Raw genomic sequence first — 18,540 nt, 5'->3', positions numbered from 1 at the left:
CGACGGCCGACCGGCCGATCCACGAGCCCACCGCCGGCGTCTTGCCGACCGGCTGGTCCAAGCCTTGCCGTGAAGTCCGCCAAAGCGCCGGAGCCCGCGGTGGTCGCGCGGAAGGTTCCTCGCCGTGACACGGGTCGACTCGATGACGTTCGCGCTCCAACACGCGGATCTCCTCCGCGCGCGGGCGACGGCGGTCGACTTCGACCCGCACCTGCACGGCACGTACTCGGTCGTGGCCGTCACGAGCGGAACCGCTCACATATGGTCCAGCCGCTGGAGCAGGACCGTCCGCGCGGGCGATGTGTTCTTCTTCAACCCGTTCGAGGTGCACGCGGGCAGGAGTGCGGGCAGTCCCGCGCGGTACGACGTCCTCTACCCGTCGGAGGCGTTCCTCGACGGCTGCACCGCCACCATCGGGCCGGACGAGATCCGGATCATCCGAACCGAGGTGCTGCCACGAAGCCGGACGACCCGTGAGCTGGTCGACGCGCTGTCGGCACCGGTCGTCGACAGCGCGTGGATCGAGGAATCCCTCCGGCAGGTGCTGCGGGAGTGCAGTTTCTCGGTGGAATCGCCCACGTCGACCTCGTCGTCGATCGCGCGCACGGTGTGCGGGCTGGTCAGGCGGGACGGCCGGGGTTCGACTCGTACGGACGACCTCGCGCGCGAGATCGGCGTCAACCCGAGCCACCTCGTCCGCTCCTTCAGGAAGACGATCGGCATTCCCCCGCAGACCTACGTCCGTCAGGTCCGCGTCGCCAGGGCCCGTGAACTCATCTGCGCGGGATTCGAGCTGAACGACGTCGCGCAGATGGTGGACTTCTGCGATCAACCGCACCTCACCCGCGAGTTCAAGAAGGTGTTCGGCGTGCCGCCGGGAGCGCTGTCACGTGGTGTGCGCCGAAACTAGGCGTGCGACGCACATCCTGTTCAAGATTTCGGGGTTCGGCCCGGCCTACCGTCCACCTGTCCGAAAGGTGGTCATGATGTCGCACAGCACAAGCACCCACGCCAGCCGCTTTCCCGACGCCAACGGCTACTACGGGGATTTCGGCGGCAACCACTGGCCTCCGCACCTGGGGCCAGTGCTCGAGGAACTCACCGCCGCGTACGAGGAACTGCGGTCATCGCCGGACTTCTGGCATGAACTCGACAAGGCCCGAGCCGGTCTGCAGGGCAGGCCGACGCCGGTGCACCACCTGGAGAACATCTCGGACCAGGTGGGCGGCGCCAGGATCCACGTCAAGCGCGAGGACCTCAACCACACCGGCGCACACAAGATCAACCATTGCGTGGGGTTCGCGCTCCTCGCCAGGAAGATGGGCAAGCGGAAGCTGATCGCCGAAACGGGTGCGGGCCAGCACGGCGTCGCACTCGCCAGCGCGGCCGCCCGGTTCGGGCTCGAATGCGAAGTGCACATGGGCGCGGTCGACGTCGACAAGGTGAACACGAACGTGAGCCTCATGCGCCTCCTGGGTGCGCGGGTCGTCCCGGTGGCCTCCGGCCAATCGACGTTGAAGGAGGCCGGCGACTCGGCGTTGCAGGCTTACACCGAGCAGCACGCCCACGCCCTCTACGCGATCGGTTCGGCCATCGGACCGCATCCGTTCCCGATGATCGTCCGGGACTTCCAATCGGTCGTCGGGCACGAGGCCCGTGCGCAGTTCCTCTCGATCACCGGGGGAACGCTGCCCGACCACGTCGTCGCGTGCGTCGCAGGCGGCTCGAACGCGATCGGGGTGTACTCCGGCTTCCTGGACGACCCCGAGGTGGCCCTGCACGCGGTCGAACCCCTCGGCAGGAGCGGCCAACCCGGTCAGCACGCGGCCACGCTGACCTTCGGACGTCCGGGAATCCTGCACGGGGCCCGATCCGTCGTCCTCCAGGAGGACGACGGCGGACCCGCCTCGGTGATGTCGATCGCCTCAGGGCTCGCGTACCCCGGTGTCGGCCCCGAGATGGCCATGCTGCGCGAGTCCGGCCGATTGTCCATCGACACCGTTTCCGACGAGGAGGCGGTCACCACGTTCCTCCGCGTCGCACGGTCGGAAGGCATCATCCCGGCACTCGAGAGCTCGCACGCCCTAGCGTTCGCGATCCGCCTGGCGGGGGACAGGCCGCCCACCGAGCGTATCCTGGTGAACCTGTCGGGGCGCGGCGACAAGGACGTCGACTTCGTGCTGGCCAGGCGTGACGGCGGTGGGCCACTCCGGGGTTGATGGAGCGGGGAAAGCCATTTCGCTAAGCGTTTCCCCAGTAATCGACTCCTGGCGTTGACGGGTTCGCGGTACGCCGGCTTGACTGGCGTTCGTCGTCATGATCGCCGCAGCGAGCCCGGACGGTCCGCGGACGTGACCGGAGGAGGCTTTGGTGGGTGGTGGTGCTCGGCGGGAGGACTCGCCGGTGAGTCCGGAGCGGCGGCAAGGGCTGTCCTCTGTGGACGGTGCCGCGGTCGTCGGGCACCCGTTGCTCGAGGACGTCGCGGTCGCGGGTGATGTGGTGCTGACCGGGCGGTTGTCGGCGCGGACCCGCCCATGGCCTGCCGGGCACGTGGTCCGGGGTTCGGTTCCGCTACCCGGTGCGGCGTTGCTGGAGCTGGCGCTCTGGGCCGGTCGCCAGGTCGAGAGCGGGCTGGTCGAGGAGTTGATGGTCGAGAGGCCCCTTGTCCTGCCGGAGGACGGCTCGGTGGAGCTGCGGGTGCGGGTCGGCGCCGAGGACGCGGCGGGCAGGCGCGGGTTGGCCGTGCACTGTCGCGTGAGCGGTGCCGACAGCCCGTCGTGGACCCGGCACGCCACCGGTGCGCTGAGTTCGCGCGAGCCCGTTGGCGGAGTTCCGCTGGTGGAGTGGCCGCCTGGGGGAGCCGAGGTCGTGGACCCCGGTCGGCTCCACGATCCGGAGGCCGATGCCGCCTTCGAAGGGGCTCGGGCGGTGTGGCGTCGTGGTCCTGCTCTGCCCGGTGAGGTCCTTGGCCGACCCGGTGTCCGCCGCGCACGACGCCGCGCGCCTGGGAACGGACGCACCTGGCCGCGGCCGAACTCCTGCACACCGGGGGCAGACCCGCTTAGCAGGTCGCCGCGCAGTTGCTCGCCATCACCACCGGGGGCGGCGACTGGGCCACCGGCATGTTGCGGTCGGCCGCCGACTCGCTGACCGCGATGCCTCGTGGCTGGACACCATCCTCGAACGCGCGGAAGCGGACACCGTGGTCGCGCGCGCCCTCGTGCTCGCCGAGCACAGCCGGGTCGCGCTCGGACTCGGTGACCTGCGGGGTGCGCTGGCCCACGTCCTCGACTGCGGCCACCACCTCGACTCCGCGGGCTGGCGCAACCCGGCCCTGCACCCGTGGCGGATCGTCGCGGCCGGTCTTGCACCAGGGGCTCGGCGACCTCGACTCGGCGTGGGCACTGGCCGACGAGGAGTACGCGCACGCCTCGGCCTGGGGAGCACCCGCGCACCTCGGTGCCGCGATGCGGTTGCGCGCCTCGCTGACGGGAGGCGCCAAGGCCGTCGAACTCCTGCGGGAGACCGTGACCGTGCTCGCCGCGTCGGACAACCGGTTGCAGCGGGCGAAGACGTTCGTGCACCTGGGCAGGACGATGCGGGAGCAGGGGTACGACAACGCGGAGCAGTGGCTGCGGCAGGGCCGTGCCCTCGCGATCCGGTGCGGGGCGACCTGGCTAGTAGAGGCTGCGGGCGTCGAGACCGCGTCCGGCTCGTCGGACGCCCCGTCCTCCCCGACGGGCCTCCCGGTGCTGACGACGGCGGAACGGCAGGTCGCCCGGCTCGCCGCCGCGGGCCACACCAATCCCGAGATCGCCGACCACCTGTCCGTGACGTCCCGCACCGTGGAGAAGCACCTGACGAACACCTACCGCAAACTGGCCATTCCCGGCAGATCCGGCTTGGCCCACGCCCTTGGCGCGGATCAGTAGGACTTCGCCGGGACAGCACGCCGGATCACGTCGTGGAGCAGCGCCCGGTGCGCCGGCGGTGACCCGTTCCCGCGGAATCTCGAATCGCGGTGAGGGCGCCCGCGAGCATCGCGATGGTCATCGGGGAGATCCGCGGTTCTTCCGCGCCTGGTCGAGCCGGTCGAATCCACCGAGGAGCCTGAAGCCGCCCATCATCACGACCAGCAGCACCGCGCTGATGATGTAGATCGGTCGCGTGGTGGTCGGGAACGCCTTGCCCCACAAGATGCCCACGGCAAGGCTCACGACCATGGACCCCGCCACCCACAGCACCAGGACCGTGGTGGACGCCGGTTTGCGCGGACTCACCGCTCCTCTTCATCCTGCCGACCGGACGAGACCGTCGGCACTCGGGCTTGCCGGTCAAGTCGCAGGCTACAGTTTCGAAGGCTGTCGCAACTTGTTTCGAGGTTGATAGCGGAGGGTGTTTTGCGGGTCACGGTGGACGTCGTACTGCTCAGGATGAACAACCGAAATACGGCTTGTGAAAAGCGGTGAAATCGGACGAGTGCGGGAATTAAGTGTTCTGCTGCTTCGTGCTCGTCAGAGGCTGGTATCCGTGCTCAAATGGCACCTGCGGGCCGACCGTACGTACCTGATCAACCTTGACGGACCGGTCGGGCCTGTAATCGGTTGTGGAAATGATCTGTTTCAGGCACTTCAAGTAATTCGCCTGGAGCTGGAGACTTCGGGGTGGTTGATCGCCGTGCAGGGTGCTCGCAAGGATGCCTACGCGTCAGGCATGGTGCGAGATATGATTGGTGCAAGTCGTATTTACATTCTCCGAACCGGACAACAGGTGGAGCGGGAACATCTCGTGGATATCTTTGCCGAGGCGCCACCGGACAGCCTGGGAACCGTAGAGCAGCAGAAAAGCTGTTACCGGGACTGGCGACTGAGTCTGACGTAGCGGGTCTCAACATTGGTGGCAAGGCCCGGTTGGAATGGGCACGGCAACCATCACCGACACCTCGCGGTGACAGAACACGGCGGACAGCCCAGGGCGGTGAATGGGGCGGCGGGCTGGAGGGGGCGGACGTCGATGGGTCCCCGTGGTGGCGGCTCCGGTCTGCGAACAGGTGTGGTGAGGCATGGCGGGATCACTTCCTCCACACCGGTGTCGTTTTGGCCCGCAGGGTGTGATGGCCTACCGGCCCACCCCGACCAACAGTGCCGCCGAGCAGACGGTCGCCGCGGCGGGCAACGCACGGGTGAGCACCTTCGACCGAGTCGTCCTCGACAGCTCCCCGGACGTCCGCGACATCTTCCTCATGGGCGAACGCGTGGAACGTTGAGCGTCACCGTCCCGGCAGGAGCCGGGACGACAACGGGAACGGTAGGCGTGTCGATGATCAGGACCACGCCGTGGATCCCACCGCTAGCCTGCGACTGATCCCCTTGCGAGCGCGGGTGATTCGGGATCGTGCAGGTCCTCCAGCAGTTCGATCTGTCCTGAGAGGACGCTGGTGAGGATCGTCCGTGCCACCGCGAGCAGTTCGGCGACCCGTGGGGTGGTCAGCGAGTAGTGGACGGCCGACCCTTCCTTGCGCGTGACGACCAGCCCCGCGCGTCGGAGCACCGCCAGCTGTTGCGACAGGTTCGACGGTTCGATGTCCAGCTCGGTCAGCAGTTCGGCGACGGCGTACTCGCGCGTGCTGAGCAGTTCCAGCACCCTGATGCGCGCCGGGTGGCCGAGGGTTTTGAAGAACTCGGCCTTCAGCTGGTAGAGGGGCCTGCTCATCGGTTTCCTCCAGTGCCACGAAGAGTGGGAGCGACCGTTGTCGTCACGTGCCACCTCCTGCCTTTGCGCCTGGTGATCGGATTCTAGCAATCGTCGTGCTGGTGCAGCAGGACGCGGGCGTGCTCGATCGCCTCGGGGGTGGAGGCGAACACCCGGCCGAGGTCGCCCAGACGGGTGGCCAGGCCGAGTGCGTCGAGTACGCGTTCGTGGCCCGGTTTGACGCCGGACACGAGCACGGCGATGCCGCGGTGCTCCAGCCGTCCGATGACGTCGCGCAGGACCAGCGCGCCGGTGGCGTCGATGGTGGAGACGCGGGACATGCGCAGGATGACGACCTTGACGTCGGCGATCTCGGTGAGTTCGAGGAGGAACCGGTACGCGGCGGCGAAGAACAGCGGCCCGTCGAGGCGGTAGGCGACGATGTGCTCGGCCAGCAGCGCCTGCTCCTCCTGCGCGTGGTGGCTGTGGTCGAGGTCGACCTGCTCCAGTCGTGCGGTTCCGGCGATCGTGCGCAGCGCCAGACCGCCCGCGACGACCAGGCCGACGATGACGGCGGTGACCAGGTCCAGTGCGAGCGTGGTGACGGCGGTGAGCACCAGGACGAGCGCGTCGGAGCGGGTGGAGCGGAGCAGCGCGAGCACCGCGCCGACCTCGACCATGCGGATCGCGGTGGCCAGCAGGACCCCGGCCAGCGCCGCGATCGGGATCGCGCCCACGAGCGGCGCGGCGGTGAACACGATGACCGCCAGCACGAGGGCGTGGCTGAGCGCTGCCAACCGCGAGCGCGCTCCCGCCCGGACGTTGACCGCCGTGCGGGCGATCGCGGCGGTGGCGGGTACTCCGCCGAACAGCGGGGTGACGAGGTTCGCCAGGCCTTGGCCGAACAGTTCCTTGTCCGGGTCGTGGTGCTCGTCGATGCTCATCGCGTCGGCCACCGTCGCGGACAGCAGGCTTTCCAGGGCGGCCAGCGCCGCCACCGCCACCGCGGACGGCACCAGCGCGGTCAGCGTGCTCGGGTCGAGGAAGCCGAGCGAGGGTAGGGGCAAGGTCGAGGGCAGGGCCCCGATGCGCGCCACCGGCAGGTCCGCCGCCCAGACGACGAGCGTCGCCGCGACCACCGCGATCAGCGAGAACGGCACCTTCGGCCGCCACCGGCCTCCGACCAGCATCACCAGCGCCACACCGACCGAGAGGGCGACGGCCCGCCAGTTCGGGTGCCCGGCGAAGTCGGCCACCGCCCGGACCGCGACGAGCGCGATCTGTTCCCCATGCGGCGTGGGCACACCCAGGGCGGCGGGGATCTGCTGCAACGCGATCACCCCGGCGATGCCGAGGGTGAACCCCTCCACGACGGGTACGGGCACGTAGCGCATGTACCGGCCGGCGCGCGCCAGGGCCAGTCCGATCAGCAGGACCCCCGCCATCAGACCGACCGTCAGCACTCCTGCGGGGCCGTGGACGGCGACGATCGGGACGAGCACGACGGTCATCGCCCCGGTCGGCCCGGACACCTGGAGGCTGGAGCCGCCGAAGACAGCTGCCACCGCGCCGGCCACGATGGCGGTCACCAGGCCGGCCGCCGCGCCGAGGCCGGAGGCGATGCCGAACCCCAGTGCCAGCGGCAGGGCGACGATCGCGACCGTCACACCGGCCACGAGGTCGTGGCGCGGCGATCGGGCCAGCGACATCAGTTCCGGTTTGCCCGGCAGCAAGGACCACGCGCCGCCTCGCGTGCTCATGAGGGGCAGTCCTCAGTGCGGGGTCCGGTCGGCCGGGGGACCGGGATCAGCACGTCGCCGACATCGACCCCGTGTTCACAGGCGAGGCGTTCCAGGTTGCGCAGGTCCGCCTCGTGCAGGTCCGCGAGTTCGTGGTCGTCATTCGCACGGGCCAGCCGCACGGTGTGGCGCGCTGAATCAACCCGGCCGCGCATGGTGCTGGCGAACTCGCTCATCCCGATGCTCCCCCTGTGCGATTCGCACTTGAAGATTCCATCATATTTACACTTGAAGAAGTCTTCAAGTATTTCGCCTGGCGCATCGAGGTGATGTCGACCTCATACCACCCGACCTGATCGCCCCAGGGCACAGGTCATCAGCAGACGATGATCACTCCTCTGACCGTGTACGGCCCCGGCCCGGCACGGTGGGTCCTGGACTGGTGCTGTAGCCGGCGGAATCGGCGCGATGGACGTCGCAGCCACGCAAGCAAACGTGCTCGCTTCACTGGCGGTGTCGACGAGCACTGCGCGCTGGTGCAGCAACGGACGGCGGAAGGCACCGGATTCCTCGGCGTCGATCCCCAGCCCAACGTCGCGGCACACAGCGACGCTGATCTCACCGGGGGTGGTGCGGCTGTGCGGACCGTCGAGGACATCGCGCGGGAGAACCTGCGGATCGCCTACGCGGTGCGGACGTTGCTCGGCGGCTGATCTGGCTCCATCAGCAGTTCGGTCACCGGACGGCGGGGCGTCGCGGGAACGGGGGAGCCGAACCCCAGGCGCAGCAGTGTTTGCGGCGCCAGCGAGCCGCCGAGCACCCGCCGCAGGTCCTCGCGTACGTGCGGCACCTCGATCGGCTGGGACAGGAACGACGCGGACAGGCCCAGGGTCGTGGCGGTCAGCAGCACGCGCTGCATCGCCTGCCCGGCCAGCAGCTCCGCCAGCGGCCCGTCGTAGAACGAGCACAGCACGACCACCAGCGGATCCGACTCGTAGTCCTTGCCCGACGGACGTTCGTGCGTCGCGCCGGGCGCGAAGTCCCGCAGCGCCCACTCGTCCTGCGACTCCGGCCGCGGTCCGGCCGACCCGATCGCGACACCCGCGTCTCCGGGGCGCTGCTCGGTCCACGCGCGCAGTTCGACCAGCACCGCCGGATCAACGGCTTGGTCCTGCTGGGCGCGCCGCACGAGCTGCTGTAGCTTCGCCCGTTCCGCGCGGTCGTCGACCACGTGCAGCCAGGAGCGCTCCACGTCCGCGGCCCGCGCCAGCAGCGCGCGGTGAGCTGTCGGCACGGGCGCGTCGACGAACGGCCGCCGGTTGGTCCGCCGGGTCCGCACCGCGGCCAACAGCGCCAGGTCGTCGGCGTCGGGCAGCTGTGCGGAGCCGAGCCGGACCACCGCGAGAGCCCCCGGCGCGTCCGCTCCGGGCAGCAGGCTGACCAGCGGCCGGATCCCCTTGCCGCGCAACGCCAACCGGAGGTTGAGCAGCGCGGCGCCGCAGGACAGCCGCAGCTCCCTCCCACTCGGGTCGGTGGCGGGCAGCGCGCGGCCCGGGTCGGCGTGCAGTTCGATCCGGTCGGAGCGCACCAGGAAGCGCCACGGCTGGCTGTTGTGCACCGAGGGCGCGAGGGAAGCGGTCGTCAGCACGGACTCGACCTCCTCCCGGGTCAGGCCGAGAGCGGGCGTCGTCGCGGTCATGGTGTCGTCACCCCTCCACTGTCGTTCGCGCGTTCACGCGTGGACACCGTCGAAGGTCACCGCCCACCAGGGTCGCGCGGTCCGCGCCCGGCGTGCGAGGGTGGACCCCTAGGGCGGGAGCGCCGATGTCACCGCAGAAGCCCGATCCGATCGTCCGCGAAGCAGTCAGGGGCGGCCTGGCCGGGTTGCGCCTCGCCGAACTCCTCGACGAGGTCCAGGAACGGCTCGTCGAGATAGGCCGGACCAGAGACCACGTGCAAGGCCTGCTGGACGCCGTCCTCGCCGTCGGCGCAGGTCTCGAACTCGACTCCACCCTCCAGCGGATCGTCCAAGCCGCCGTCGACCTCGTCGGCGCCCGGTACGGTGCGCTGGGCGTGCTCGGCACCAGGGACGACCTCTCGGAGTTCGTCTACGTCGGCATCGACGGCGACACCCGCGAGCACATGGGCCACCTGCCCGAGGGCAAAGGCCTGCTCGGGCTGCTGATCGAGGACCCCAGAGCCATCCGGCTCTTCGACCTGTCCCAGCACTCCGCCTCGGTCGGCTTCCCCGCCAACCACCCGCCGATGCACAGCTTCCTCGGCGTGCCCGTCCGGGTGCGCGACGAAGTGTTCGGCAACCTCTACATGACCGAGAAGAAGGACGCCGCCGAATTCACCCTCGACGACCAGGTCGTCCTCCAAGCCCTGGCGGCGGCCGCTGGCGTGGCGATCGAGAACGCCAGGCTGTTCGAACGGTCCCGGATGCGCGAACGCTGGATGGAAGCCACCGCGGAGATCAACTCCGAACTCCTCGGCGGAGCATCCGTCAAGGTCGCGCTCCAGCTCATCACCCAGCGCACCCTGGAACTGCTCAGCGCCGACTGCGCACTCATCGTCCTGGGCGACGACGAGCACACCCCGCACGTCACGGCCGCCGCGGGAATCTCGGTCGAGCACCTCGTCGGCGCCGACCTCGCGGTGGGCGACTCCGCGGTGCAAGAGGTCCTGCGCAGTGGCACACCGAAGCTGGTCGACGACCTCGAAGGCCACCTCGGCGACGTGTCCGAGGTCTTCGGACCTGGCATCGCGGTGCCGATGCGGGTAGGCGCCGCGGTCACCGGGGTGCTGCTGGCCGCACGGCGCAAGGGAGAAGCGCTGTTCCACGCGGACCAGGTACCTGTGCTGGCCTACTTCGCCGACCAAGCGGCGCTCGCACTGGAACTGGCCGACAAGCAGCGCTCGCACCGACTGCTCGACGTCCTGGCCGACCGCGACCGCATCGCCAGGGACCTGCACGACCACGTCATCCAACGCCTGTTCAGCACCGGCCTGAGCCTGCAGGGCACGCTGCGCAGACCGGACGGCGAGATCCGGGCCAGGGTGCGCACGGCGATCGAGCAGCTCGACCAGACCGTGCAGGAGATCCGCACGTCCATCTTCGACCTCCAGGACGCAGGGGAAGGGCGCGTCGGACTGCGGCGCAGGCTGCTCGACCTGATCGCCGAGCTGAGCGAAGACGCCCCGCTCTCGCCGTCGGTGCGGATGTCCGGCACCGTGGACAACTCCGTGTCCGACGAGATCGGCGAACACGCGATGGCCGTGGTCGGCGAAGCGGTCAGCAACGCCCTGCGACACGCCCGCGCCACCGAACTGGTGGTCACGGTGGAGGCCACCGACGAACTGGTCATCTCCGTGGTGGACAACGGCGTCGGCATGCCGGGCGAAGTCGCACGCAGCGGGTTGCGCAACCTGGAGCAGCGGGCGGGAGGGCTCGGCGGATCCCTTACGCTGGTGCCCGAGCCCGTGGGCGGCACCCGGCTGACCTGGCAGGTACCGCTGCGCTGAGGACTACTGGACCTCGGAGGGCGGGCGGCGCAACTGCGTGGACAGCACGGCGGCCTGGGTGCGCCGCTGCATCCCGAGCTTGGCCAACAGGTGCGACACGTAGTTCTTGACGGTCTTCTCCGCCAACGACATCCGTTCCGCGATCTCGCGGTTGGTCAGCCCGTCGCCGATCAACTCCAGCACCGCGCGTTCCTGGTCGGTCAGGGTGCGGACCGGGTCGCCCTGGCCGCGCTCGCGGCGGATCCGGTTCAGCAGCGCGGACGTGGTCCGGGCGTCCAGCAGCGACTGTCCTGACGCGACGGTGCGCACGGCGTGGACCAGGTCGTTGCCGAGGATCTGCTTGAGCACGAACCCCGACGCCCCGGCCATGATCGCGTCGAACAGCGCCTCGTCGTCGGCGAACGACGTCAACATCAGGCACTTCAACTCCGGCAGCCGCGACCGCAGCTCGCGGCACAGCTCGATACCGTTGCCATCGGGCAGTCTGATGTCGAGAACAGCCACGTCCGGCGCCGTCGCGGGCACCCTCGTGAGCGCCTCGGCCACCGACCCCGCCTCGCCCACGACCACCAGGTCGTCCTCGTCGCTCAGAAGGTCCGCGATACCGCGGCGAACGATCTCGTGGTCGTCCACCAGGAAAACCTTGGTCACCATCAGGCACGCACCTCCCCAGGCCGCACGGTACGCCCTCGTCGACCACACCGTGCTCGCGCGAAATGATCGGGGACAGAGAACAAAGACCCTGGTCCACCCGCCATTCGGCGAGACATCGCGTGACCGGGGACGGCAGACCCGACCTCTGCCCCTCCCTAGCGTGGGAAGACCACGCACCTGAGGAGACCACCATGGACCGGAACCCGGTCGCACCACCCGTCGTCGTCGGTGTCGACGGCTCGCCCTCCGCGCTCGACGCCGTGGCCTGGGCCGCCGACGAATGCGCCCGCCACCACCTGCCGCTGCGCCTCGTGCACACCTACCTCCTGCCCGCCACCGGATACCCGAACATGATCGTGAACGCGAGCGAGGTCCTCGCCGCGTTCGACGCGCAGGGCAGGCTGTGGCTGGCCGAAGCGGAAACCGCCGCACATACCGTCGCTCCCCGCATCGCCGTCGAGACCGCGCTCTTCGCCGGCGCGGCGATCCCGCTGCTGATCGAGGAGAGCGCGAACGCCAAGACGATCGTGTTGGGCTCCCGCGGACTCGGCGGCTTCACCGGCCTGCTGCTCGGCTCCACCGCCGCCGCGCTCACCGCCCACGCGCGCTGTCCGGTCGTGGTCGTGCGCGACCGCGTCGTGGAGCAGGGACCGGTGGTCGTCGGGGTCGACGGATCCGCGGCGAGCGAGTCGGCCATCGGCTTCGCCTTCGAAGCCGCGTCGACGCGGAACGCGCCGCTGACCGCCGTGCTGTCGTGGACCGACGTGTTGGTCGAGAGCGCTTTCCAAGCGGACCGTTTTTCGATGGACTGGTCCGAGGTCGGGGCCGAGCAGCAGCGGTTGCTGGCCGAGCGGATGGCCGGGTGGCAGGAGAAGTACCCGGACGTCGTGGTAGAGCGCGTGGTCGTGCGCGACCGGCCGGTCCGCGCCCTGGTGCGTGCGGCCCAGCACGCGCGGTTGCTCGTGGTGGGCAGTCACGGCCGGGGCGGGTTCACCGGGATGCTGCTGGGATCGACCAGTCAGGCACTCGTGCACCACGCGCCGTGCCCCGTCGCCGTGGTCCGCTCGAACTGACAATCCACAAAGGATTCACGCTGAAATCCTCCGAGGGGTGAGGACCTTCGGCACCGGTGCGAACACCGCGCGACGACGAACACTGTGGACGAGCCAAGGAGGCCACACCATGTCCCTCAAGCACGAAGTGAAGCCCGCCACCGTGATCCCGACCCCGGCGTCGACGAGCACCGGCAAGGCGTTGGCCGTGCTGCGGATCGCCGTCGGCGCCCTGTTCTCGTGGGCCTTCTTCGACAAGCTGTTCGGCCTCGGCTACGCCACCCAGTCCGGTGGCGCCTGGATCAACGGCGGGTCACCGGCCAAGGGATTCCTCGGACACGTCGACGTCGGCCCGTTCCAGTCGGTGCTGCGCGCCATGGCCGGATCACCGGTGGTGGACGCGCTGTTCATGCTCGGCCTCGCCGGAGTCGGCCTCGCCGTGCTGCTCGGTGTCGCACTGCGGATCTCGGCCATCGCCGGAACCGTGATGATGGCGCTCATGTGGATCGCCGAATGGCCACTGGCCCAGCACACCTCCGCGGGCGCACCGAGCGGCTCCACCAACCCGCTGATCGACTACCACGTCGTCTACGCGCTGGCACTGATCGTGTTCGCGGTCGCGCTCGCCGGCCACACCTGGGGCCTCGGCCGGAGCTGGGCGGACCTCAAGGCGGTCCGCGCCAACCGCTGGCTGCTCTGACCACTCGCCCGCCTCGACGCGCGTTCCCGCCGGGAGCGCGCGTTCGGCGTACGGTGAGCCCACCGAGAGCACCCCGTGCGTCGCGTCCGAGCCGACGCCGTCCTCGGCGCGTCCCACGGCGGTCGGAACGGCCGCGGACGGGACCAGCGCCATGACGCACGACCACACCTCCACCTTTCCCCCGGTCGACGCGAAGCACCCGCTTCGGCTGCGGCTCACACCCAAGGCCGCGCCGACCGGGTATGTCGACGGGGCCTGGTGGCCGCGGACCAGTGACCTGGCCGCCGAACTGCCGGAGTTGGCCGAGGTGCTGGCGATCCGGCTCGGAGCCGTGTCACGCGTCGGGTACGCGATGGCGGGGTGGGACGACACGCCGCGCCGCGTCGAGGTCGACGGCCAGGTGGTCCGGCTGGAGGGCTTCCACGTCCAGGACGAGACATCGTCCACGTGACCGACGCTGACATGATGCGCATCAGCCAGCTGGTCATGCCACCAGGACTGGTCGACGCGGCAGGCCACGACGCGATGACGACCGCGTCCGGACGCGGCACCGCGGACAACCCTGCCGACATCCTGACCGCCGTCGGCAAGCACGCGAAAACCGGTCCCGTGCGGACGTTTCCGCCCACCGGGACCGGCGTGGTGATGCCCCTCAGATCGGCTGGTCGGCCCGTGCGGTGACCTCGACCGACTGGACGCCGGGCACGGCCCGCGCCAGCACCGTGGCGACGTGCCGGTCGGTGGCGTCATCGAACTCGTCGAGGACCCCCACGGCCCCGTCGGCCACGGTCACCGTCCACCGGTCCCCGCCCGCGTAGGCGGCCAACTGGTGTCGCACGTCGGTGACGATCGCGAGGTCGTCGCGGGCGATGGTCCGCAACAGGTCGCGGCGGGTGACGATGCCGGCGACCCGTTCCCCGTCGAGGATCGGGATGCTGCGGATGTCCTCGCGCAGCATCACCTTCGCCAGCTCGGCCGCGTCGGCGTGCCGGGGCATCCCGGTGGCCGGGCTGCTCATCACCCGCTCGACCGTGTCGGGGGAGTGCGGGTGCGCAACGGGTTCCCGATCGCGCCAGATGCGGGCCCTCGGATCCGGCAGGATCCGGTCCCGCATCAGATCCGCCTCGGTCACGACGCCGAGCAGCCGGTCCTCCTGGTCCACCACGGGGAGCGCGGTGAAGCCGTGGGCGGCGAGCAGAGCGGTGGCTGCCTTGGCGGGTGTGTCGGGACGGACCGTGACGGCCGGGCTGGACATGATGTCTTCCGCGCGCATGGCGGACTCCTAGTTGCCGTCGAGGATGGGCACCGCTGGGCGCGGGACGAGTACGTGCGACCCGACCAGCAGCACCGGGATCGTGCTGTGGCGCAACAGGGTCCGACCGACTGAACGGAGGCCGCCGTGCGAGCCCACGACCACCGCGGAGCCGAAGTGCGCGTGCCACGCCAGTCCCTTGGCGGGCGGGCCGTCGATCAGCTCCGTGCGTACCCGCACGCCGGGATGCCCGTTCGCCACCTCGGAGATCGCGTCGCGGATGACGTCGGACGCGATGTCGTCCGACCGGGGAGCGCACCGGACGACGATGACCCCGGTGTCGAGCGCCTCCGCCTCTGCGAATGCCAGTTCCAGCAGGTTCGGCACGCGGTCGCCGTCACGGACGCCGACCACCACCGGATGGTCAGCGCTGAAGGACCGAACACCGGCGGGAACGGCCACGACGGGGCAAGACGCCCGTGCGCTCACCGCCAAGGCCGTTGGCGCCTTGACCAGCTCGGCGAACGCGCTCCGCGGCCGGTGACCCACCACGACCAGGTGAGCGGTCTCGGACTCGAGGACCAGGACGTCCACCACCGGGCCGGTCGTGAACTCCTGCCGCACCTCGACTCCAGGATGCACGGAGCCGATCGGGTCCACCACGGACAGGAGATCGGGGGAATTGTGGACGAGCCGCAACGGCAGTCCGCGCAGTCGTGCGTAGTCCGCGGCCCACCACACGGCGTCCGTGGTGGCCGACATGTCGACCACCACCGGTCCGGTGCTCACAGTGCTCATGCCCCCACCCTCCGGGAATCGGGGAATCGTCGACACGGACGAAGGTCCTCCCGCACCAGGGCCTTTCTCCGGTGCCGCCGAACAGATCGGTGGGCAAGGGGTCGAAGGGCCTTGGAGCGTTCGCCGCGAACGGCGGGGTTCTCCCGCCCGGTCAGGTCCGGGTACGGGGTCAACTCCTGGGGTACGCACCCGATGCGTCCCTTGTGCTCGGTCGTCCTGGTCGACACGATCACGCACTCGACCAGCGCGCCGCCTGCGTCGCGCCGGAGGATGCCCGCGACCATCGAGATGATCGTCGTCTTGCCCGCGCCGTTGCGACCCAGCAGACCGCAGGTCTCCCGGCGGAGATCGTGAAGGTCACGTTGTCGACCGCGGTCAGCTCGCCGGACCGCTTGCGCAAACCGCGGCAGGACAGCACCACTCCTGGTGTGTCGGTCATCATGCGACCAGCGTGTGACGGCCGGTGGTCCGGGCGAGTGCCGAACGTCATCGGCGGTCGAGGACCAAGCGCACTGCCGACCGGAGACGGCGGGCGGCAAGCTCGAACCGATCACGACCGTTTCGGTCCACCGAGTGTGAGGAGATCCGATGACCGTCACCAACGACCAGACGACAACGACCACGGACCGTGTCCGCGGACAGGCACTGGTGGCCAAGGTGAAGGAGTTGATCCACGAGGGCAACGTCCGCCGGATCGTGGTCAAGGACGACCACGGCCACACGGTCATGGAGATCCCCGTGACGGCAGGCGTGGTCGCCGCCATCATCGCCCCGGTGGTCACCGCCGTCGCTGCGATCGCCGTGCTCGCCAAGGAGTGGTCGATCGAGGTCGAGCGCGCCAATCCGCCGATCGTCGCCGTCCACGAGGACCGGACTCCCGCAGAGGAGAACTGATCGCCGTGAAGATCGTCGAACTGGTGGAGAAAGCCCGCGACACGATCACCGTGCGACGGGTGTACTCGGAGCCCTACGAGCACGACGGCGTCACCGTGATCACCGCCGCGGCCGTCGGCGGAGGCGGAGGTGTCGGGTCGGGCAAGGACGAGAAGGGCCAGGAGGGCGAGGGCGGCGGCTTCGGCGTGTCCGGCAAGCCCGTCGGCGCCTACGTGATCGCCGGAGGACAGGTGTCGTGGCGACCCGCGGTCGACGTGAACCGGTTGTTCACCGGGCTGGCCGCCGTCACGATCGCGTTCCTGATCACCCGCGCCCGCGTCGCCAGAGCACGGGCGAAGACCGACCACGGATGACGGTGGTGATCGCGGGCGCCGGCCTGAGCGGGCTGACTGTCGCGGGCCGCCGCGCCCTGGAACCCCGATGGCACGACAGGGTGACGGTCGTTGACGACGGTAGCCGCCCGTTCGACACCATCGCCCACCGTCTGGTCCTCGTGGAGCGACCGGCCCAACCTGCTCGACACCGCGGTGTCGAGCAGGTTCGACCGCGACCGGGTGCACGTCGGCGGTCGGACCCACGTGGTCCTGGACGTCGACAAGGTCGAAGCGCGCCGAGTGTTCGACAGCGTGCTCGGACCGACCGAACCCCCGCCGTGGGCGCGCGAATGGTTTCCGCGGACGACGTCTCGTCGCCGAGCGGCCGGTGTTCGACCCCGCGGTACCGGCCCTGTTCGACTTCCGCACGAGCCAGGCCGACCACGCCGCTTTCCTCTACGTGCCGCCGTTCTCGGGTTCAGCCGCCGCACAACTGCGAAACGTCAGGCGTAAACCCAGCGAGGTGTTCATCGAACTCCTCGAAGCGGATGCTTCCAGCGCCAGAGCCTGCCCAGTGCTTCCGCGGAGTGATCCTCACCCTGCCCGTCAAAACGGGGCAACCCCAGAACGGAGCTGTGGGGATGTCGGCTGCGCTTATCGGGCTTGTACATTCATCGCGGGTGACGGGGTGCTTTGATTTGTGAGGTATCGAACTGGCTGCCCATCTCATCCGAGACTGTCGCGCTGACGTAGGCAGGGTCATTTTGGTGAATGTGGTCGTTGGACGGCCTGCGACGCCGAGGTGAGGACGATGACCGCTTGCTGCGCGGAGAGCCGGATGCGGCGGGATGGCGATCAACCGGGAGGACACGACGCGTGAAGGTGGAAGAACTGCTGTGGCGCCTGGTCGACAAGTACGCGCCGGCTCCGCCGGCGTACTCCACGCTGGTCAGGCCCACGTGGTTCGACCACGCCGGTGATCTTGTCGTGGTGGACGGTCCGATCACCTGGGAGACCCCGTGGCTCACAGAAGGAGGGTTCAGTCATCAACTCCCGGCGGGTACTCACCCGGTGTACGCGGGAAGCTGCGCCTTTTCCCCGCAGGACGAGGACCCCGAGGCGTTCTGGCACACCGTAACCATGGTTGTGATCCCACTGACCGAGCCCCATCGGATCGAGGGGGCGAACTGGGACGTCGCGGGCTACCACGACGTCCACCTGATCGAGGACTTCGCCGTCCTGTGGGGTGAAGAGGCCATGCGTCGCTCGCTCCCGCACGTGGACGACGCGTCATCGTTCGTCCGTGACGCACGGGACGGCATCCTGGTCAAAGGGCCACGCCACCGCAAGGACAACTGGACGAACGTCGTGGTGGACCGGGAGACCGGTGCCAACGCCCTCGTCTTCCCCGTGCACGACTCGGAGTACGTCACCGGCTACGAGATCGTCGACGACGAGGGCGAACTGCTTTGCCTTGTCTTGGCGGCGTGCGGATAGAGCGGACGCGGGGGCGATGAACCCGACACCGGCCTCGATCATCGCCGACACGTTGCCGTAGGACACCAGTGTTGGAGTCGGCGATCAGCAGGAAATCCCGTGTTGCGGTCATCTTCGTCAACTCGGTCATCACCGCGACCACGTGGGCGACCTCTCCGGCGCCGCCGTCGTAGGCGGAGTGGAAGACCGGTATCCCGCCGTCCCCGGCGACCGCGAGCCCGGCCTGGATTCGGTTGAGGTCCACCCGGCGGTCCTCGGGGTGGCCGAACTTCGGTGCGGCGTACTCGTCGTCGGTCTGGTCGTAGGCTCCGTACAGCGAGATCGAGGTCATGTCCCAGTGCGGGCGGGAGGTGTCGATCCCGAACGCGGTGATCGCTTGCGCGCCCGCGGTTCCGAACAGATCAGTCACCCGTGCCCGTGTGCG

26 protein-coding genes are annotated in these 18,540 nt (G+C 69.5%); 15 read left to right on the top strand and 11 right to left on the bottom strand.

Annotation, left to right across the window (positions count from 1 at the left end; genetic code table 11):
• Positions 1-124: 124 nt before the first annotated feature.
• The 3 genes from RM788_RS04100 (at position 125) to RM788_RS52845 (ending at position 3,150) form a co-directional block, all read left to right on the top strand.
• On the top strand, positions 125-910 hold the full coding sequence (locus RM788_RS04100) for an AraC family transcriptional regulator (protein ID WP_315930142.1): 786 nt from the start codon (positions 125-127) through the stop codon (positions 908-910).
• A 76-nt stretch (positions 911-986) separates the two neighbouring features.
• Positions 987-2,219: a tryptophan synthase subunit beta gene (gene trpB / locus RM788_RS04095; RefSeq protein ID WP_315930141.1), complete on the top strand. Its 1,233-nt coding sequence runs from the start codon at positions 987-989 to the stop codon at positions 2,217-2,219.
• A gap of 151 nt (positions 2,220-2,370) precedes the next feature.
• On the top strand, positions 2,371-3,150 hold the full coding sequence (locus tag RM788_RS52845; RefSeq protein ID WP_399343046.1) for a polyketide synthase dehydratase domain-containing protein: 780 nt from the start codon (positions 2,371-2,373) through the stop codon (positions 3,148-3,150).
• Here RM788_RS52845 and RM788_RS04085 read toward each other — a convergent pair.
• A complete protein-coding gene (locus RM788_RS04085; protein ID WP_315930138.1) occupies positions 3,062-3,301 on the bottom strand; it encodes a hypothetical protein in 240 nt (79 codons plus the stop codon). The two genes, RM788_RS52845 and RM788_RS04085, sit on opposite strands and share 89 nt — an antisense overlap.
• A gap of 64 nt (positions 3,302-3,365) precedes the next feature.
• Between RM788_RS04085 and RM788_RS04080 the strand changes: the two genes are divergently transcribed.
• Entirely contained in the window at positions 3,366-3,932 is a 567-nt protein-coding gene (locus tag RM788_RS04080; protein WP_315930137.1) for a helix-turn-helix transcriptional regulator, read from the top strand.
• A gap of 117 nt (positions 3,933-4,049) precedes the next feature.
• On the opposite strand, the gene RM788_RS04075 is transcribed toward RM788_RS04080, so the two are convergent.
• Positions 4,050-4,280 (bottom strand): hypothetical protein, encoded by a 231-nt coding sequence (locus RM788_RS04075; RefSeq protein WP_315930136.1) that lies wholly within the window; start codon positions 4,278-4,280, stop codon positions 4,050-4,052.
• A 250-nt stretch (positions 4,281-4,530) separates the two neighbouring features.
• Here RM788_RS04075 and RM788_RS04070 point away from each other — a divergent pair, with 250 nt between their 5' ends.
• Complete coding sequence (locus RM788_RS04070; protein WP_315930134.1) at positions 4,531-4,881, top strand: hypothetical protein; 351 nt, start codon at positions 4,531-4,533, stop codon at positions 4,879-4,881.
• 232 nt (positions 4,882-5,113) lie between these two features.
• The gene (locus tag RM788_RS04065; protein WP_315930133.1) at positions 5,114-5,266 is read left to right on the top strand and encodes a hypothetical protein; all 153 of its coding nucleotides are present in this window, start codon (positions 5,114-5,116) and stop codon (positions 5,264-5,266) included.
• An 83-nt stretch (positions 5,267-5,349) separates the two neighbouring features.
• Here RM788_RS04065 and RM788_RS04060 read toward each other — a convergent pair whose 3' ends face one another.
• From RM788_RS04060 to RM788_RS04050, 3 genes are all read right to left on the bottom strand, one after another.
• The gene (locus RM788_RS04060; RefSeq protein WP_315930132.1) at positions 5,350-5,712 is read right to left on the bottom strand and encodes an ArsR/SmtB family transcription factor; all 363 of its coding nucleotides are present in this window, start codon (positions 5,710-5,712) and stop codon (positions 5,350-5,352) included.
• 83 nt (positions 5,713-5,795) lie between these two features.
• A complete protein-coding gene (locus RM788_RS04055; RefSeq protein ID WP_315930131.1) occupies positions 5,796-7,451 on the bottom strand; it encodes a SulP family inorganic anion transporter in 1,656 nt (551 codons plus the stop codon).
• Positions 7,448-7,666 (bottom strand): hypothetical protein, encoded by a 219-nt coding sequence (locus RM788_RS04050; protein WP_315930130.1) that lies wholly within the window; start codon positions 7,664-7,666, stop codon positions 7,448-7,450. Before RM788_RS04050 ends, RM788_RS04055 begins: the two co-directional genes overlap by 4 nt.
• Before the next feature lie 300 nt (positions 7,667-7,966).
• Between RM788_RS04050 and RM788_RS04045 the strand changes: the two genes are divergently transcribed.
• A complete protein-coding gene (locus RM788_RS04045; protein ID WP_315930129.1) occupies positions 7,967-8,143 on the top strand; it encodes a hypothetical protein in 177 nt (58 codons plus the stop codon).
• Here RM788_RS04045 and RM788_RS04040 read toward each other — a convergent pair.
• Positions 8,113-9,129: an Acg family FMN-binding oxidoreductase gene (locus RM788_RS04040; RefSeq protein ID WP_315930128.1), complete on the bottom strand. Its 1,017-nt coding sequence runs from the start codon at positions 9,127-9,129 to the stop codon at positions 8,113-8,115. The genes RM788_RS04045 and RM788_RS04040 overlap by 31 nt on opposite strands.
• 125 nt (positions 9,130-9,254) lie before the next feature.
• Here RM788_RS04040 and RM788_RS04035 point away from each other — a divergent pair, with 125 nt between their 5' ends.
• Complete coding sequence (locus tag RM788_RS04035; RefSeq protein ID WP_315930127.1) at positions 9,255-10,955, top strand: sensor histidine kinase; 1,701 nt, start codon at positions 9,255-9,257, stop codon at positions 10,953-10,955.
• A gap of 3 nt (positions 10,956-10,958) precedes the next feature.
• Here RM788_RS04035 and RM788_RS04030 read toward each other — a convergent pair whose 3' ends face one another.
• Complete coding sequence (locus tag RM788_RS04030) at positions 10,959-11,609, bottom strand: response regulator transcription factor (RefSeq protein WP_315930126.1); 651 nt, start codon at positions 11,607-11,609, stop codon at positions 10,959-10,961.
• A gap of 191 nt (positions 11,610-11,800) precedes the next feature.
• Between RM788_RS04030 and RM788_RS04025 the strand changes: the two genes are divergently transcribed.
• The 4 genes from RM788_RS04025 to RM788_RS04010 all read left to right on the top strand — a co-directional run bounded on the left by RM788_RS04025 (position 11,801) and on the right by RM788_RS04010 (position 14,042).
• Positions 11,801-12,682, top strand: a complete 882-nt coding sequence (locus tag RM788_RS04025; RefSeq protein WP_315930125.1) for a universal stress protein — start codon at positions 11,801-11,803, stop codon at positions 12,680-12,682.
• Positions 12,683-12,791: 109 nt separating this feature from the next.
• Positions 12,792-13,361 carry a hypothetical protein gene (locus RM788_RS04020; RefSeq protein WP_315930124.1) on the top strand — a complete coding sequence of 190 codons (570 nt, stop codon included), beginning with the start codon at positions 12,792-12,794 and terminating at the stop codon, positions 13,359-13,361.
• Between the two features lie 151 nt (positions 13,362-13,512).
• Positions 13,513-13,812, top strand: a complete 300-nt coding sequence (locus RM788_RS04015) for a DUF5994 family protein (RefSeq protein WP_315930123.1) — start codon at positions 13,513-13,515, stop codon at positions 13,810-13,812.
• Positions 13,809-14,042, top strand: coding sequence for a hypothetical protein (locus tag RM788_RS04010; protein WP_315930122.1), 234 nt, complete (start codon positions 13,809-13,811; stop codon positions 14,040-14,042). Before RM788_RS04015 ends, RM788_RS04010 begins: the two co-directional genes overlap by 4 nt.
• Here RM788_RS04010 and RM788_RS04005 read toward each other — a convergent pair.
• The 3 genes from RM788_RS04005 to RM788_RS52840 are packed head-to-tail and all read right to left on the bottom strand — an operon-like array spanning position 14,014 to position 15,695.
• Positions 14,014-14,634: a CBS domain-containing protein gene (locus RM788_RS04005; RefSeq protein WP_315930121.1), complete on the bottom strand. Its 621-nt coding sequence runs from the start codon at positions 14,632-14,634 to the stop codon at positions 14,014-14,016. The two genes, RM788_RS04010 and RM788_RS04005, sit on opposite strands and share 29 nt — an antisense overlap.
• Before the next feature lie 9 nt (positions 14,635-14,643).
• Positions 14,644-15,411 (bottom strand): universal stress protein, encoded by a 768-nt coding sequence (locus tag RM788_RS04000; protein WP_315930120.1) that lies wholly within the window; start codon positions 15,409-15,411, stop codon positions 14,644-14,646.
• On the bottom strand, positions 15,408-15,695 hold the full coding sequence (locus RM788_RS52840; RefSeq protein ID WP_399343042.1) for a P-loop NTPase family protein: 288 nt from the start codon (positions 15,693-15,695) through the stop codon (positions 15,408-15,410). Before RM788_RS52840 ends, RM788_RS04000 begins: the two co-directional genes overlap by 4 nt.
• Positions 15,696-15,999: 304 nt before the next feature.
• Between RM788_RS52840 and RM788_RS03995 the strand changes: the two genes are divergently transcribed.
• The 3 genes from RM788_RS03995 (at position 16,000) to RM788_RS03985 (ending at position 18,116) form a co-directional block, all read left to right on the top strand.
• A complete protein-coding gene (locus RM788_RS03995; RefSeq protein WP_315930119.1) occupies positions 16,000-16,305 on the top strand; it encodes a DUF4342 domain-containing protein in 306 nt (101 codons plus the stop codon).
• A 5-nt stretch (positions 16,306-16,310) separates the two neighbouring features.
• The gene (locus RM788_RS03990; RefSeq protein ID WP_315930118.1) at positions 16,311-16,658 is read left to right on the top strand and encodes a sporulation protein; all 348 of its coding nucleotides are present in this window, start codon (positions 16,311-16,313) and stop codon (positions 16,656-16,658) included.
• Positions 16,659-17,495: 837 nt separating this feature from the next.
• The gene (locus RM788_RS03985) at positions 17,496-18,116 is read left to right on the top strand and encodes a hypothetical protein (RefSeq protein ID WP_315930117.1); all 621 of its coding nucleotides are present in this window, start codon (positions 17,496-17,498) and stop codon (positions 18,114-18,116) included.
• On the opposite strand, the gene RM788_RS03980 is transcribed toward RM788_RS03985, so the two are convergent.
• Positions 18,049-18,525, bottom strand: coding sequence for a hypothetical protein (locus tag RM788_RS03980; RefSeq protein WP_315930116.1), 477 nt, complete (start codon positions 18,523-18,525; stop codon positions 18,049-18,051). The two genes, RM788_RS03985 and RM788_RS03980, sit on opposite strands and share 68 nt — an antisense overlap.
• Positions 18,526-18,540 lie beyond the last annotated feature (15 nt).

The sequence above is a fragment of the Umezawaea sp. Da 62-37 genome (assembly GCF_032460545.1).
In the GTDB taxonomy this organism is placed as follows: Bacteria; Actinomycetota; Actinomycetes; order Mycobacteriales; family Pseudonocardiaceae; genus Umezawaea.
The sequence above is the reverse complement of the archived record's forward strand: the minus strand, read 5'-3'. Positions and strand labels throughout refer to the sequence as shown.